Consider the following 14,543-nt stretch of genomic DNA (forward strand, 5'->3'; position numbering starts at 1 on the left):
GTTCCCTCGCGCGGAACAGGTCTCCATGCCATCCTGTGTCTGGTATGTCAGACAAATCTTCGCCCCGCCCGCAGGTGCCCGCCGCCGACCAGACGCTGCGGATCCTGTCGTTCCTCGCGGGTCAGCGCGGCCCGGTCGCGGCGGGCACGATCGCGGCCACGCTCGGCATCCCCCGTTCGAGCGTCTACCACCTGCTCGGCGCCCTCGTCGAGCACGGCTTCGTCGTGCATCTGCCTGCGGAGCGGCGGTTCGGGCTCGGACCCGCGGCGTTCGAACTCGCCGGCGGGTACGCCCGGCAGGAACCTCTGGCACGGCTCGGCCGACCGCTGGTGGCGGCGCTCGCCGACCGCGTCGGAGAGAGCGCGCACCTGGCCGTCATGACGGGCCGGGACGTCCTCTACATCGTCGAGGAGCGCGCGCCGCGCCGGCCGGCGCTCGTCAGTGACGTCGGCGTGCGCCTGCCCGCGCACCTGACCGCCACCGGGCGGGCGATGCTCGCCGCGATGCCGCGCGCGCAGGTGCGGGCACTGTATCCGGATGCCGGGGCTTTCGCAGACCGCACCGGGCGGGGTCCGGGCAGGCCGGGCGAGCTGCGCGACGTGCTGCGCGAGGTCCGCGCCCGGGGGTACGCGGTCGAGGACGGCGAGGTGAGCCTCGGGCTCCGGTCGGTGGGCGTCGCCGTCACGGACCACGCGGGCTGGCCGGCCGCCGCCGTCGCCGTGACGTGGCCCGATGACGCGGCGGTGTCGGCGGACGACCTGGTCCCTGCCGTGGCCGAGGCCGCAGCGTCCCTCGGCCGCCGCATCGGCCGGCGGTGAATCGCCGCCGGCGCCGTTCCCGGTTAACGCCCGTCCGCGGGCTGCGCAACCCCCTCGCGTGCTCGAGGGGTGGGTTCGTAGCGTGGAGGACATGTATCCCGCAGACTCTCTCGACCAGACCCAGCTTCTCGACCTGCTCGACTTCCGCGGCGCGGGCTGCGTGACCCTCACCTTGGCCTCGTCGCCCATCCCCGCAGACCATGAACGCGTGCGCGGCGATCTGCGCAGCGCCATCTCGGACGCCGAGCGACAGCTCGAACAGCACGACATCGCCGACCGCGACCGCATCGTCGAGCGCCTGCGCGCGTACGAGACGGACGAACCGTTCTGGACCCACCAGTCCCGCGGGCTGGTGCTCGTCGCCGCCGCCGACCGCGACCAGGCCATCCGTCTCGACGTCGAACCCGAATCCCAGGTCATCGTCGCCGACCGCTTCGCCGCCGCCTCGCTGCTGCGGGCGGCAGCGTCGCCCCGTGTCGCCTGGGTGGTGCAGATCTCGCAGGGTGCCGTGCGTCTGCTCGAGGTGGGCGGCGGCGCGGCTCCGGTGGAGCACGACCTGTCCCTGCCCGACGATCACGCGACGATGCTCGAGTACACCGACACCGACGGGCAGGCCGACTACCCGCGCCCCCAGGGGGCAACGGGCGAGCAGCTCGAGCGCGAGCGCTACTGCCGTGCCGCGCAGGACGCCGTGGTCGCCGTCGCACCCGCCGATGCGCCGCTCATCCTCAACGCCGCGCGCGACCTCGAGCGCGCATATCGCGATGTCAACACCCATCGGATGCTGCTCGACCAGGGCATCGACGCCCATCCCGACTCCCTCACCGGGGCAGAGCTCGACGAGGCCGTCCGCGAGATCCTCGAGTCACGAGAGCGGGACGAGCTGTCGGAATGGAAGGAGCGCTTCGGCACCCTGCGCGCCGACGCGTTGGCCACAACGCGACTGGAAGAGGTCGCGGCGGCGGCTGCGGCATCCGCGATCGAAGAGCTGCGCATCGACGTCGACGCCGATCCGCGCGGCAGGGTCGACGAGTTCGGCCGCCTCACGCGCTCCGACGACGGCCCGTCCCTCATCGACGACCTGGCCTCGCGCGTGCTGCACGCCGGCGGCGTCGTGCGGGCCGTGACCCAGCAGGAGCTCCTCGACGGATCGCCCGTGGCGGCCACCCTGCGGTTCCCCGTCGAGGTTCCGTAGCCCCGTCGAAGCGACCGGCGGTCCTCAGTCCACCTTCACCACGGGGCCGCCGGTGAGGCGCACCAGCTCGTCGAACGTGAGCGGGAAGACGGTGTGCGGCGTGCCGCCGGCCGCCCAGATCTCGTCGTAGCCGGCGAGATCCTCGTCCACGACCGTCGTCACCGGCGCGGGGTGGCCGGTCGGTGCGACGCCGCCGATGGCCTGGCCGGTCGCCTCGCGCACCTGTTCGGGCGTGGCGCGCGCGATGCTCCCGCGACCGAGCCGCTCGGCGAGGGCGGTCGTGTCGACGCGGTGGGCGCCCGAGGTCATCACCAGCAGCGGCTCGCCGTCCGACCAGAAGACGAGGCTGTTCGCGATCGCGCCGACGTCCACGCCCAGAGCGGCGGCGGCGAGCGCGGCCGTGGACGCGGCATCCGGGAGGACGACGATCTCACCGCCGATGCCGTTGGCGCGGAGGGCGTCGTGCACCGCGCGGCTGCGCGGGTGGAGGTGCGAGGTCACGCCCCCAGGATAGGGCGAACCCGCGGGCCCGCACGGCAGGACCAAAGACGGTGGCGCGGCGCTCCTGGCCGAGCCAGGCTCGACGTGTGACCAGGTGGCTGCGAAGGCTCGTGCGGTATCCGGCGATCGCCGCGACGCTGGTGGTCGGCGCCGTCGTGCTGGTGCTCGCCGCCAACGACGTTCCGGCGGGGCGGTGGATCGCGACGGTCTACGTCGCCGTCGTCATCGTGTGGGTGCTGATCGGGATGGTCCGCGACGTCCTGCGCGGACACGTCGGGCTCGACATCCTCGCCGTCGTCGCGATGGCGGCCACGCTCGCCGTCGGCGAGTACATCGCCGCGCTCATCATCGTGCTCATGCTCAGCGGCGGGGCCGCCCTCGAAGACGCCGCCGCACGCCGTGCCAAGCGCGAGCTCACGGCGCTGCTGGATCGCTCCCCGCGCATCGCGCATCTGCTCACCCGATCGGATGCCGGCACCGACGCCGTCCGGGACGTCGACGTGGACGATGTCGAACTCGAGGACGTGCTGCTGATCCGTCCCGCCGAGATCGTGCCGGTCGACGGCATCCTGCTGTCCTCGTCCGGGACCTTCGACGAGTCGTCGCTGACGGGCGAGAGCATGCCGGTGTCGCGCGGCGAGGGGGACGAGGTGCTGTCGGGGGCGATCAACGGCTCGCGTGCCGTGCGGATCCGCGCGATCCGTCGCAGCGCCGACAGCCAGTACCAGCAGATCGTGGCGCTCGTGCGCGATGCGCAGGAGTCGCAGGCGCCGACGGTGCGCCTCGCCGACCGTTTCGCGATCCCGTTCACCGCGGTGTCGCTCGTCATCGCCGGGGCGGCGTGGGGTATCTCCGGCGACCCCGCGCGCTTCGCCGAGGTGCTGGTGCTCGCGACACCGTGCCCGCTGCTGATCGCCGCCCCGGTGGCGTTCCTCGGCGGGCTGTCGCGGGCGGCGAAGGCCGGTGTCATCGTGAAGGGCGGCGCGGTCATCGAGCAGCTCGCGCGCGTCCGCTCGGCCGCCTTCGACAAGACCGGCACGCTCACCCAGGGCCGGCCCGACCTCGTCGAGGTTCGCGTCGCGCGGGTCGCGGATGGCGCGACCGCCGCCGGCGCCGCGGGTGACGCCGCCGGTGATGCCGCAGCCGCCGCCGGCGCCGCGGCCCATGCCGCGAGTGCCACGGCCCGAACTGCAGCCGGCCCCTCAGCCGTCGACGCCGACGAGCTGCTGACCCTCGCCGCCTCGGCCGAGCAGTACTCCAGTCATGTGCTCGCCGACGGCATCCGGCGCGCGGCCGAGGAGCGCGGACTTCGGCTGCGGCCCGCCACCGACGCCCGGGAGGTCGCCACCAACGGCGTCACCGCGATCATCGACGGCCGCACCGTCGTCGTCGGCAAGCCCGTGTACGTCGCCTCGCTCGCCTCCGACACCACGCCCGAACCGCTTCAGCCGGGTCAGGCCGCGGCGTACGTCGCCGTCGACGGCCGGTACGCCGGCGCGCTCATCCTCGCCGACGATCCGCGCCCCGAAGCACGCCGGGTCGTCGCGTGGCTGCGCGCCACCGGCGTGGAGCGCATCACGATGCTCACCGGCGACGTCGAAGCGACCGCGCGTTCGATCGCCGACACGGTGGGCATCACCGACGTGCACGCCGAGCTGCTTCCCGCCGAGAAGGTCCACCTCGCCGCACAGCTGCACCCGCGCCCGGTGCTGATGGTCGGCGACGGGGTCAACGACGCCCCCGTGCTCGCCGCCGCCGACATCGGCGTGGCGATGGGCGCGAAGGGGGCGACGGCGGCCGGCGATGCCGCCGACGCGGTGGTGCTTCAGGACTCCCTGCTTCCCATCGCCGAGGCCGTCGCCATCGGACGCCACACCCTGAAGGTCGCCTACACGGCCATCTGGATCGGCATCGCCCTGAGCATCGGCCTCATGCTCGTCGCCGCCGCCGGCTACATCCCCGCTGTCGCCGGCGCGCTCACCCAGGAACTCGTCGACCTCGCCACAATCCTCTACGCGCTCCGCGCGCTCCGCGGCCCCGGCGCGGGCATCGGCACCTCGCCAGTCGCCGACCCGATCGCCGAGGCTCACCCCGCAGCCACTCCCCCGGCTTCGGTGCGCTGAGGCACAATGGAGACGGATGCCGCAACGTCGCGGCATCCGCAGAGCAGCGCCCACAAGGCCGGCCGAAAGAGAATCGCGATGACGCACACCCTGCCCCTGCCCGATTTCACCCACGAACGCGTGGAGGTGATCACCGGACGACGCAGCGGTCTGTTCATCACCGTCGCGCTCCACTCGTCCGTTCTCGGCTCCGCCCTCGGCGGCGCCCGCCTGTGGACGTACCCGCACTGGTCGGACGCCCTCGGCGACGCCCTGCGCCTGTCCGCGGCGATGACCCTCAAGAACGCTGCCGCGGGGCTCGATGCCGGCGGCGGGAAGTCCGTGATCGCGCTGCCCGAGGGCACGGCGCTCGACGCCGATCGCCGCCGCGCGGCCTTCCTCGACCTCGGCGATGCGGTCGAGTCACTGCACGGCCTGTACCGGACCGCCGAAGACGTCGGCTCGACCACCGACGACATGCTCGTCGTCAGCGAGCGGACCGAACACGTGGTGGGCCTGCCCGACGCCGTGGGCGGCTCGGGCGAGCCGGCCGGCCCCACGAGCCTGGGCGTGTACGAGTCGCTGCGCGCGACGCTCGAGCGCGTCGCCGGCACCGCCGACCCCGCCGGTCGCCGCGTGACCGTGTCGGGTCTCGGCCAGGTCGGAAGCCGCCTCGCCGTGCGCCTGGCGGCGGAGGGCGCGCTGCTCACCGTCACCGACGTCAACCCCGCCAAGCGGCAGCTCGCCGCGGAACTCGGCGCCGCCTGGGCCGAGCCCGGCACCGAGCACCTCGTCGAGGCGGACGTGTTCGTGCCCGCCGGCATCGGCGGTGTCCTCGACGACGAGACCATCGACGCCCTCGCCGCGCGCGCCGTATGCGGGCCGGCCAACAACCCCCTCGCCGACCACAGCGGCGCCGACCGGCTCGCCGCGCGCGGCATCCTGTACGCCCCCGACTTCGTGGTCAACGCGGGCGGTGTCATCTACCTCGACCTCGAGGCCAAGAAGATCGGCACGCGAGCCGAGATCATGGACCGCGTCGCCGGCATCGGGCAGACCGTCCGCCGCATCTTCGACGAGGCCGACCAGGGCGGCATCACCCCGCTCGCCGCCGCCGAGAAGCTCGCCGCCGCGCGCCTCACCAGCGGAGGCCGCCACCCGGCCCTGGCCGGCTGAGCCGTTCGGGTTCCCGCCCCGCCGAGGATCACAACTCCTGCACCCCGCCCACCCTGCCCGGCCCGACCCGCGGAATCACGCGGAAACCGGCGCCGCCACCGGGCGGTGCAGGAGTTGTGCTCCTGCCCGGCCCGGCCCGCCCGGCGCCCGCCACCCACCCCCACTGGCGGCGCGCGGTCGGGTGCCCCACCGCCGCGGATGACACCTCCTGCACCCCGCCCACCCTGGCCGGCCCGACCCGCGGAATAACGCGAAACCAGCGCCGCCACCGGCCGTGCGGTGCAGGAGTTGTGATCCTGCCCGGCCCGGCACGCCCGGCGACCGTCACCCAGCCCGACTGGCAGAGCGCGCTCGGGTTGCCGCCCGCCGCGGATCACAACTCCTGCACCCCGCCCACCCTGGCCGGCCCGACCCGCGGAATAACGCGAAACCAGCGCCGCCACCGGCCGTGCGGTGCAGGAGTTGTGATCCGCGCCGGCCGCTGAGGCGCCACGAAAGGCAGCCGATCCCGCACCGGACAGGCGCCGACGCCGACAGCACGGCCAACGAAAAAGGCGCCCCGCGAGGGGCGCCGTTTCGTGGACCTGAGGGGATTCGAACCCCTGACCTCTTCATTGCGAACGAAGCGCGCTACCAACTGCGCCACAGGCCCGTGAACCTCAGCAACATTATCACGCCGGCTGAGGGTCGCCGATCACCCGGCACCGCGCAAGCGGCTCACTGACCGGACGCGCGGCGGGCGAGCAGCCGGCGGACGTGGTCTTCGATCTCCGCGTCGTCGACGACGCCCATGCGGGCGAATTCCGAGGCACCGGATGCCGCCCGCGCCGTCCTCGCGACCTCGATCGACGGGGGTTGGTGCTCTTCGGCGCGCTGACGCATCGCTTCGTCGAGAGCGGCCTGGCGCAGCGCTTCGCGGGCGGCGGTCGCGTCCAGCACGGCGGCTGCACGCGAGCCCGCGGACGCGGTGAGCGGACGCGGCAGCTCGCGGGGCTCCCACGCGCGCTCCTCGCGCTCGAGAGTCACGTCCTGCACCGCGGTCTCGGCCACACCGGGCGCGATCCGCACGGCGGCGCGCTGTGCGCGCACCGCTTCGCGGGCCCCCACGACGGCCATGCGGCGAAGCATCAGTCCGGCCACCGCGACAACGGCGGTGCCGCTCCACAAAGCGACCTGGACGCCGGTCGAGACGACCACCCATCCGCCCCAGCCGGCAAGCGCGACGCCGGCGAGCGCGAGCACCGTCAGCGTCAGTCGCGTCGAGCGACGGGCCCGCGCGCGGCGTGCCTCGGGACGAAGCCGCGCCGCCGCTCGCTCGGCACGGGCGGTCTCGAGGTCGATGCGCGCCTGCTCGAGCGCGGCCTGCTCGCGTTGCGCGGTCGCCTGGCGCGCGAGGCGCTGCTGGGCGAACGCGGTGCGGGCGTTGAGTTCGAGGCGGATCTCCTCGGGCTGCTCGCTCGTCTCGGCGAGAACCCGCAGGGCCTGGTTGAGCCGCACGGCGTTGCGCTCGGCGGCGTCGTACTGCCGGCGGCTGTTCCACGTCGGCAGCAGGTAGATGAGCCACAGCAGGGTCGCGACAAGAACGATCACGCCCCGCCCAGCACTTGCCCACCCATGGGCTCAACGGTAGGGACGGGATGCCGCGCCCGCCGCATCCTCGCGCGTGTCGCAGTCAGCAATCCGACGCCGAGCCCACCCCGCACCCCCAACCCGCGCCCCCAGCCCGCGGCAGGCGACGCGGAACCGGTCAGGCGGGCAGCCGGTCCGCCGGCGGCACGATCGCGGCATCGCGCGGCGCCTGCCCGGTGACCCACCGCTCCAGCACCCCTTCGGGCACCTCGTCGCTGACGAGCGCGAACGCGTAGTGGTCGCGCCAATCGCCGTCGATGTGGATGTAGCGGCGCCGCAGCCCCTCGTACCGGAAGCCGAGCTTCTCGACGACCCGCAGGCTCGCCTGGTTCTCGGGACGGATGCAGATCTCCATACGATGCAGGCGCAGCTCGGTGAAGCACAGGTCCGTGGCCATCGCCACGGCGGTGGGCGTGATGCCCCGGCCGGCGAAGCGCTCGCTGACCCAGTACCCGATCGTGGCCGACGCGAGCGAGCCGCGCGCGATCCCCCACACGTTCAACTGCCCGGCGAGTTCGCCGTCGTACTCCATGACCAGCGGCACGCCGGCCCCGTCGCGGTACTGCTGCAACAGGCGGCGGACGCCGAGCCGCATGTCGAACGACACCGGCCCGTCCGGGCTCGTCGCCTCCCACGGCCGAAGCCACGAGCGATTGGAGAGGAGCTCGTTCTGCAAGCCGCGCGCGTCGCGCTGCCGCACCAGGCGGATCGACACCGGTCCATGGCGACGAGGAGCCGTCAGATCCACGTCGACCCCCTTGAACAGGCGGCCTACAGCGTGGCCGCGAACTCCTTGAACCAGGGACGCAGGTCGGGTCCGAGATCTTCACGATCGGCCGCGAGCTGCACGATGGCCTTGATGTAATCCACTCTATCGCCGGTGTCGTAGCGACGGCCGCGGAAGACCACGCCGTAGACGCCGGGGCCCTCGGGGTCTGCGGCGAGCTCCTCGAGCGCGTCGGTGAGCTGGATCTCGCCGCCCTTGCCCGGCTCGGTGCGCTCGAGGATGTCGAAGACCGAGGGGTCGAGCACGTAGCGGCCGATGATCGCCAGGTTCGACGGGGCGTCTTCGCGCTTGGGCTTCTCGACGAGGCCGGTGACGCGCACGACGTCGTCGGTGTCGGTCGCCTCGACGGTCGCGACGCCGTAGAGGTGGATGTGCTCGGGGTCGACCTCCATGAGGGCGATGACGGTGGCGCCGCGCTTGTCGTACTCCGACAGCATCGTCGTCAGCAGCGGGTCACGCTCGTCGATGAGGTCGTCGCCGAGCATGACGGCGAAGGGGTGGTCGCCGACGTGGGCGCGGGCGCGCAGCACCGCGTGGCCCAGCCCCTTCGGCTCGCCCTGACGGACGAAGTGGATGTCGGCGAGGTCGCTCGACTGCTGCACCTTGGCGAGCTTGTCTTCGTCGCCCTTCTTGCGCAGGTTGTTCTCGAGCTCGGGCACCGAGTCGAAGTGGTTCGACAGGTTGTTCTTGTTGCGCCCGATGATGATGAGGACGTCGTCGATGCCGGCGGCGGTGGCCTCTTCGACCACGTACTGGATCGCGGGCTTGTCGACGACCGGGAGCATCTCCTTCGGCATCGCCTTCGTGGCGGGCAGGAACCGAGTGCCGAGACCCGCAGCAGGGATGACGGCCTTGAATGGCTTGTGAGGCATACGCGGCAGTCTAACGACGGTGTGTGATCTGAATGTGACGCGCAGTTTGCGAGCGGAACCCGTGTCGGATTCGATACCCTCCGCCCCCGCCTAGAATCGTGGGCATGTCCGACGCGATCGCCGATGCCAAGCGCGCCCTGCGCGCCGAGCTGCGCGAGCGTCGGCAGCAGCTCTCCGAGTCGGCCCGGGATGCCGCTTCCGACGGCGTCCGCCGCCAGCTCGACGCCCTGGTGGAACGACTCGGCGCCCGCTCGATCTCGTGCTTCCTCTCCACCCCCACCGAGCCCGGCACCCACGAGTTCGTGGCCGCGGCCGTGGGGCGCGGCATCCGTGTGCTGCTTCCGATCACGCGCGCGGACGGGCTGCTGGACTGGTCGGTGGCCACACCCGACGGGGGCATCGCCGAAGGCCTGTTCGGGATGCCCGAGCCGGTCGGCGAGGTGCTCGGACCCATCGCGCTCGACGACGTCGACCTGCTCATCATCCCCGCCGCCGCCGTCTCGCCGGACGGCATGCGGCTGGGCTGGGGCCGCGGCTACTTCGACAAGACCCTCGGGTCGATGCAGCACTGCCCGCCCGTCTACGCCGTCGTGTTCGACTCCGAGATCGTCGACGACGTCCCCTTCGACCTTCACGATCAGCCCGTCACCGGAGTGGTCACCCCCACCCGCACCCTCACCCTCGCGCCGGCCGCGCACTGAAACGGAAACCACATGCCCACCTACGCCTACGCCTGCAAGCAGTGCGGACACCGCTTCGACGCGGTGCAGTCCTTCGCCGACCCCACCCTCACCGAGTGCCCGGAGTGCGGCGGAACACTCCGCAAGGAGTACGGCTCGATCGGCGTGACCTTCAACGGCTCGGGCTTCTACCGCACCGACTCCCGCGCGGGCGCCGGCGCCGGCAAGAGCGGCTCGTCCGGCAAGGCCGGCTCGTCCGGCTCCGGCTCCGGCTCGTCGAGCTCGGGCTCGGGCTCCGGCTCGTCTGGCAAAAGCGAGACGTCTGCGGCATCATCGTCCTCGGGGGCGGGCTCGTCGTCCTCGTCCGCCAGCACGTCGGCGTGAGCCGGCTCGAGGAGACAGACATGATCAACGGCTTCAAAGAATTCATCCTGCGTGGCAACGTCATCGACCTCGCCGTCGCGGTGGTCATCGGCGCCGCGTTCACCGCCATCGTCAACGCGCTCGTCGAGGGCCTCATCAACCCGCTCATCGGCGCGATCTTCCAGGTCGGCGACCTGTCGGACTGGGTGATCTCGATCCCCACTCTCACCGGCAACACGTCGAACATCCTGATCGGCGGCATCCTCGGCGCGATCATCCAGTTCCTCGCGGTCGCGGCGATCGTCTACTTCGTCTTCGTCTACCCGATGAACCGCTTCAAGGCGCGCGCCGAGGCGAAGGCGGGCGTGGGCAAGACGACCGATGCGCCGTCGCTGCCGACCGAGCAGGAGCTGCTCATGCAGATCCGCGATCTGCTGCAGACCCAGCAGGGCACCGCCCCGGGTCAGACTCCCGGCGCCCCCCGCGTCTGACCGAACGTCCGCCGTCCCGTCCCGCTCACCAGTGGGGCGGGACGTCGCGTTTCATCCGCTCGTCGTTCGGCCCCGGCGCATCCGTTCCCGCATCGTCGGCAGTTCCTCCCCCGGCACCGCCAGGCCGAGCGGATGCCGCAGCCGCAGCATCCTCGTCTCGCGCCGTATCTGCGGGCACGGGCTCGGGCTGGGTTCCCGGCGCGGCGGTGAGCCGCGCGCGGCGCGAACCGGGGACCCGCTCGATGCGCTGGCGGCTATTCCGTGACATCGATCGGCTGGGTGTCGCCGTCTTCGAGACCCGCCTCGGGCGGGACGCCGAGGAGTCCCGCGATCCGCGCGGCGACGGCGCCGGGGTCGCTGTAGAGATCGAATGAGTGCACGCGCACGTAGTGCCAGCCCAGGCGCCGGAGGATCTGGGGTCGCAGCCGCAGCGATTCGCGGAGCGATTCGCCGTGGGTCTCGGGGTCGCTCTCGACGACGACCGCCTTGCCGCCGTACTGCGCCACGAGCGGCAGCAGTCCGCGGTAGTGCACGTCGACGGCGACGCCGCGGCGGCGGAGCTCTCGGGCCAGGGCGAGGGTCAGCGGGTCGGCGAGGTCCTCGAGCCGGGCCTCGCGCGCGCGGGCGGCGATGCCGCCGAGGATCGACATGAGCGTCGCGGCGCCGTGCTCGAGACGGCCGTCGTCGAACGCCGACGGGCGGATCGACGACACGATCACCATCGAGCGGCGGGCGCGGGTCATGCCGACGGTCAGCAGCCGCTCGCCGTCGGGGGTCGACAGGTCGCCGAAGTCGCTGAGCACGCGGCCGTGGCGGGTGAGGCCGAAGCCGAGGGCGAAGATGACGCGGTCACGGCTCTCGGCGACGGATTCCTCGAGGGTCAGCACGGCGAAGGGCTCGGCGGTCTCGCGTGAGACGAAATCGGCGACGTCCGAACGCCCGGCGAACGCCGACTCGACGGCGGCGCGGATGCGGTGGGCGTGCTTGGCGCTCGCGGTGACGACCATGAGCGACTCGGACCCGCGGTTGATCGCGTGCTCGACGACGAGGGTCACGACGCGGGCGACCTCGGCGTCGGGGCTCTCGACGGCGCCGCTCACGGGGTCGGGCACACCGGTGCCGCCCTCGACGTAGTCGACCGAGAGGCTGCCGCGGCCGAGGTACGAACCCGCCCACGGCAGCGACACGAGCTCGCCGCCGTAGAACGCGTCGTTGACGAGCTCGGCAAGGTCTTCGCCGCCGGCGCGGTAGCTGCGGGTGAGGGTCTCGATCGGCAGCAGCTCGGCGAGGCGCTCGAACACGCTGACCTGGTCGAACGGCACCTCGTCGGGGTCGACCTCGGCGGTCTCGTCGGCGACGACGGGCGCGACCGGCGGGTGCCCGGCGGCGACGCGGAACGGCGTCGGCTTCTGCGTCACCGGGTCGCCGAAGGCCACGACCTGACGTGCGCGCCGCAGGGTGGGCAGCACTTCGGCCAGGCACAGCGCGGCCGCGTCGGCGATGATCACGACGTCGAACTCGGGGTGCGCGGGGATCATCGGCACGTCGTACGGCGACGCCAGCCACACGGGCGCGAGGGTGCGCATCAGCGTCGGGGCGACGTCCGCGATCACGACCGGGTCGCTCACGCCTTCCTTGAGCGCGTTGCGCAGGGCGGCGGCCTCGTTGGCGTGGTCGACGATGCCGATCCGCCACTGCGTGGCCAGCTGTGAGGCGAGAAGCGGGCCGGATGCCGCGGCGTGCGCTTCATCGACCAGACGGAAGTCGCGCTCCAGACGGTCGACCACCGACGTGTTCGCGCCGAGCAGGGCGCGGTCGGAGCGCAGCATGTGCTCGAGCGCGGACTGCCACCACGCGAACTCCAGTTCGGCGCCGACCTCGTCTTCGGGCACGTGGCGCACCGAGAGCTCCGCCAGGAGCGGCTCGAGTCCGAGGCCGGCGAGCTCGGTGCGCAGCGTGGCGCGTTCGCGCAGGTTCTCGAACACCGCGGAGTCGGCGGCCAGTCCGGCGAGCGTGCGGACGAGCTGCGCGACGGGCAGCGAGGCGAGCCGGTCGGCGCCGGTGCGTCCGAGGACGACGTCGACTTCGGCGAGTTCGGCTTCGACGCGCTGGCACGCGACCTGCACGTCGGCGAGGCCGAGCGGCAGTTCGGGGGCGACGCCGGCGTCGACGTAGCGCTGCCATTCGGTGCGCTGGTGCTGCACGCGCACGAGGGCCTCGTGCATGTCTGAGATGTGGACGCCCGGGCGCACGTACTCGCGCGACAGGCGCTTGAGGCGACGACGGTTCGCGCCGGTCATGTTGGGCGCGTCGCGGCGGTGGCCGTGCGCCTGGATGAGCTCGCCGAGCGGGCGCTCGAACACGGTGATGCTGAAGCGGTCGAGCGAGTCGCGGATGCCCTGCAAGAGCGCGACGTACTCCCCCAGCTCCGACACGGTGTGGAAGGGGCGCATGCGCGTCTGGGCGATGAGCTCGTAGCCGCGCTCGAGCAGCGTCGGCACGTCGGCGCGGTGCAGCTTGCCGGCGAGGGCGTGGGCGCGGCGGGCGTCTTCGGGCGTCGAGAACGAGACGCCGTACCAGGGCGAGTCGTCGGGTCCGAAGCGGAACTCCCCGAGCCGTGCGGCTGCGCGCAATTTCGCTGCGGCATCCTTTCGCACTCCGGCGAGACGCTCCAGGGTGCGCAGGTCGAAGCGGGTGGCCGTCGACGGGGCGCCTGCCACGGTCAGCGCCGAGAGTGCGCGCAGGATCTCGAGCACCGAGACCCCGAGGGTCGGATGCTGCGCCGTCACGGCTCCGCGATAGTCACGCAGCACGCCGCGCAGACGCACGAGGGCGTCGTCGACCTCGGCGACCTTCGGCGAGACGGCCTTCTCGTTGCGGCCGATCGCGCGGATGAGGTCGCGCTGCATGTGCCGCGGCGAGACGGCGAGTCCGGGCAGGCCGATGCCGGCCAGGCGGTGACGCACACCCTCGAGGGTCGATCGTCGGGCGCTGACGACCAGCACGCGCTTGCCTTCGCGCACGAGCGCGCCGAGGGCGTTGATGACGGTCTGCGTACCGCCGGTTCCGGGGAGGGTGTGGACGAGCAGCGACTGGCCGGCGGCGATGCGGGCGAGCACGCGCTCCTGCTCGGCGTCGGCGTCCAGCAGCAGGGTGTCGGCGGCGGGCGGACGCTCATCGGGACTGAGGGTGGATGCCGGCGAGCGACGGATGGTGAGGGCTTCACGATCGTCGGCGTGGCCCGCGAGCGCGTTCAGCACCGGATGGTCGAGGTTGACGGCATCCCGGGCCATGGCGGCGCCGACGTCGGCGAAGCTCGAGACGAGCAGGCGGGGCCGGACGGAGTAGGTGTCGATGCCGGCGGTGAGGGCGCGGAGGCGATCGATGACCGGCTGCGGTTTGAACACGCCGCCGTCGTAGGCCATCGCCGACAGCTGGGCGCCGTCGAGCTCGATGCCGAATTGGGTGCGCAGGGCACGAACGAGTTCGGGGTTGACGCGGAAGACCCCGTGCAGCTTCAGCTCGAAGTCGGCGTGGTGGCGGCGGATCGCGAGCGGACGCAGCAGGACGGGGGCGGTGCAGGTCATGCCGCCGATGCGCCACGAGGCAAGGCCGACGGCCAGGTGCACCGGCTCGAGCCCGCGGGTGGTGCGCATCTCGACGTTCTTGGCCGTGATGCGCTCGGCGGCCAGGCGCGCGTTGCGCAGCGCCACCTCGTCGCGGAACAGGTTCGACAGCAGCGTGGAGCGCCCCGTGATGAACTGCGGCAGGCTCCCGGGGTGGGCGTTGGTGATCTCGATCGACGAGTCCTCGGCGTCCGAGAAGTGCAACAGGGTCGAGCGACCGCCGAGTTCCGCGGTCTGCAGGCGCAGCCGGTCGCGCTCGGGTTCGGCGACGTGCATGACGACCGCGCCGGGGTCGGCCAGCCC

General features: G+C 72.6%; 12 protein-coding genes and 1 tRNA gene. 7 read left to right on the forward strand and 6 right to left on the reverse strand.

The annotated features are described in order from the left end of the window. The first annotated feature begins 44 nt into the window (after positions 1 to 44). On the forward strand, positions 45 to 818 hold the full coding sequence (locus NFR93_RS05215) for an IclR family transcriptional regulator (protein ID WP_251450588.1): 774 nt from the start codon (positions 45 to 47) through the stop codon (positions 816 to 818). 91 nt (positions 819 to 909) lie between these two features. Then, on the forward strand, positions 910 to 2,013 hold the full coding sequence (locus NFR93_RS05220; RefSeq protein WP_251450589.1) for a baeRF11 domain-containing protein: 1,104 nt from the start codon (positions 910 to 912) through the stop codon (positions 2,011 to 2,013). A 24-nt stretch (positions 2,014 to 2,037) separates the two neighbouring features. Here NFR93_RS05220 and NFR93_RS05225 read toward each other — a convergent pair whose 3' ends face one another. Then, positions 2,038 to 2,514 (reverse strand): YbaK/EbsC family protein, encoded by a 477-nt coding sequence (locus tag NFR93_RS05225; RefSeq protein ID WP_251450590.1) that lies wholly within the window; start codon positions 2,512 to 2,514, stop codon positions 2,038 to 2,040. Positions 2,515 to 2,600: 86 nt separating this feature from the next. Here NFR93_RS05225 and NFR93_RS05230 point away from each other — a divergent pair, with 86 nt between their 5' ends. Then, on the forward strand, positions 2,601 to 4,637 hold the full coding sequence (locus NFR93_RS05230; RefSeq protein ID WP_251450591.1) for an HAD-IC family P-type ATPase: 2,037 nt from the start codon (positions 2,601 to 2,603) through the stop codon (positions 4,635 to 4,637). A 78-nt stretch (positions 4,638 to 4,715) separates the two neighbouring features. Further along, positions 4,716 to 5,792 (forward strand): Glu/Leu/Phe/Val dehydrogenase family protein, encoded by a 1,077-nt coding sequence (locus NFR93_RS05235; RefSeq protein ID WP_251450592.1) that lies wholly within the window; start codon positions 4,716 to 4,718, stop codon positions 5,790 to 5,792. A 579-nt stretch (positions 5,793 to 6,371) separates the two neighbouring features. Here the strand turns inward: NFR93_RS05235 and NFR93_RS05240 are convergent. The 4 genes from NFR93_RS05240 to galU form a co-directional block, all read right to left on the reverse strand. After that, a tRNA-Ala gene (locus tag NFR93_RS05240) sits at positions 6,372 to 6,444 on the reverse strand. A gap of 65 nt (positions 6,445 to 6,509) precedes the next feature. Beyond that, positions 6,510 to 7,382, reverse strand: a complete 873-nt coding sequence (locus NFR93_RS05245) for a large exoprotein (protein ID WP_251450593.1) — start codon at positions 7,380 to 7,382, stop codon at positions 6,510 to 6,512. 157 nt (positions 7,383 to 7,539) lie between these two features. Continuing rightward, positions 7,540 to 8,169 (reverse strand): GNAT family N-acetyltransferase, encoded by a 630-nt coding sequence (locus tag NFR93_RS05250; protein WP_251450594.1) that lies wholly within the window; start codon positions 8,167 to 8,169, stop codon positions 7,540 to 7,542. 23 nt (positions 8,170 to 8,192) lie between these two features. Further along, on the reverse strand, positions 8,193 to 9,080 hold the full coding sequence (gene galU, locus NFR93_RS05255) for a UTP--glucose-1-phosphate uridylyltransferase GalU (RefSeq protein WP_251450595.1): 888 nt from the start codon (positions 9,078 to 9,080) through the stop codon (positions 8,193 to 8,195). A gap of 104 nt (positions 9,081 to 9,184) precedes the next feature. Here galU and NFR93_RS05260 point away from each other — a divergent pair, with 104 nt between their 5' ends. The 3 genes from NFR93_RS05260 to mscL are packed head-to-tail and all read left to right on the forward strand — an operon-like array spanning position 9,185 to position 10,614. Further along, positions 9,185 to 9,781, forward strand: a complete 597-nt coding sequence (locus NFR93_RS05260; protein WP_251450596.1) for a 5-formyltetrahydrofolate cyclo-ligase — start codon at positions 9,185 to 9,187, stop codon at positions 9,779 to 9,781. 12 nt (positions 9,782 to 9,793) lie between these two features. Beyond that, the gene (locus NFR93_RS05265) at positions 9,794 to 10,144 is read left to right on the forward strand and encodes an FmdB family zinc ribbon protein (RefSeq protein WP_251450597.1); all 351 of its coding nucleotides are present in this window, start codon (positions 9,794 to 9,796) and stop codon (positions 10,142 to 10,144) included. A gap of 20 nt (positions 10,145 to 10,164) precedes the next feature. Continuing rightward, positions 10,165 to 10,614, forward strand: a complete 450-nt coding sequence (gene mscL, locus NFR93_RS05270; RefSeq protein ID WP_251450598.1) for a large conductance mechanosensitive channel protein MscL — start codon at positions 10,165 to 10,167, stop codon at positions 10,612 to 10,614. Between the two features lie 254 nt (positions 10,615 to 10,868). Here mscL and NFR93_RS05275 read toward each other — a convergent pair whose 3' ends face one another. After that, positions 10,869 to 14,516 (reverse strand): AAA family ATPase, encoded by a 3,648-nt coding sequence (locus NFR93_RS05275; RefSeq protein WP_251451513.1) that lies wholly within the window; start codon positions 14,514 to 14,516, stop codon positions 10,869 to 10,871. Positions 14,517 to 14,543 lie beyond the last annotated feature (27 nt).

It is taken from the genome of Microbacterium sp. Marseille-Q6648, assembly GCF_943181415.1.
Lineage (GTDB): Bacteria > Actinomycetota > Actinomycetes > Actinomycetales > Microbacteriaceae > Microbacterium.

Excerpts from the sequence above, each read along its gene's own strand:
- NFR93_RS05215 (WP_251450588.1), top strand. The coding sequence starts at position 45 with ATGTCAGACAAATCTTCGCCCCGCCCGCAGGTGCCCGCCGCCGACCAG.
- NFR93_RS05220 (WP_251450589.1), top strand. The coding sequence starts at position 910 with ATGTATCCCGCAGACTCTCTCGACCAGACCCAGCTTCTCGACCTGCTC.
- NFR93_RS05235 (WP_251450592.1), top strand. The coding sequence starts at position 4,716 with ATGACGCACACCCTGCCCCTGCCCGATTTCACCCACGAACGCGTGGAG.
- galU (WP_251450595.1), bottom strand. The coding sequence starts at position 9,080 with ATGCCTCACAAGCCATTCAAGGCCGTCATCCCTGCTGCGGGTCTCGGC.
- NFR93_RS05260 (WP_251450596.1), top strand. The coding sequence starts at position 9,185 with ATGTCCGACGCGATCGCCGATGCCAAGCGCGCCCTGCGCGCCGAGCTG.
- NFR93_RS05265 (WP_251450597.1), top strand. The coding sequence starts at position 9,794 with ATGCCCACCTACGCCTACGCCTGCAAGCAGTGCGGACACCGCTTCGAC.
- mscL (WP_251450598.1), top strand. The coding sequence starts at position 10,165 with ATGATCAACGGCTTCAAAGAATTCATCCTGCGTGGCAACGTCATCGAC.
- NFR93_RS05275 (WP_251451513.1), bottom strand. The coding sequence starts at position 14,516 with ATGCACGTCGCCGAACCCGAGCGCGACCGGCTGCGCCTGCAGACCGCG.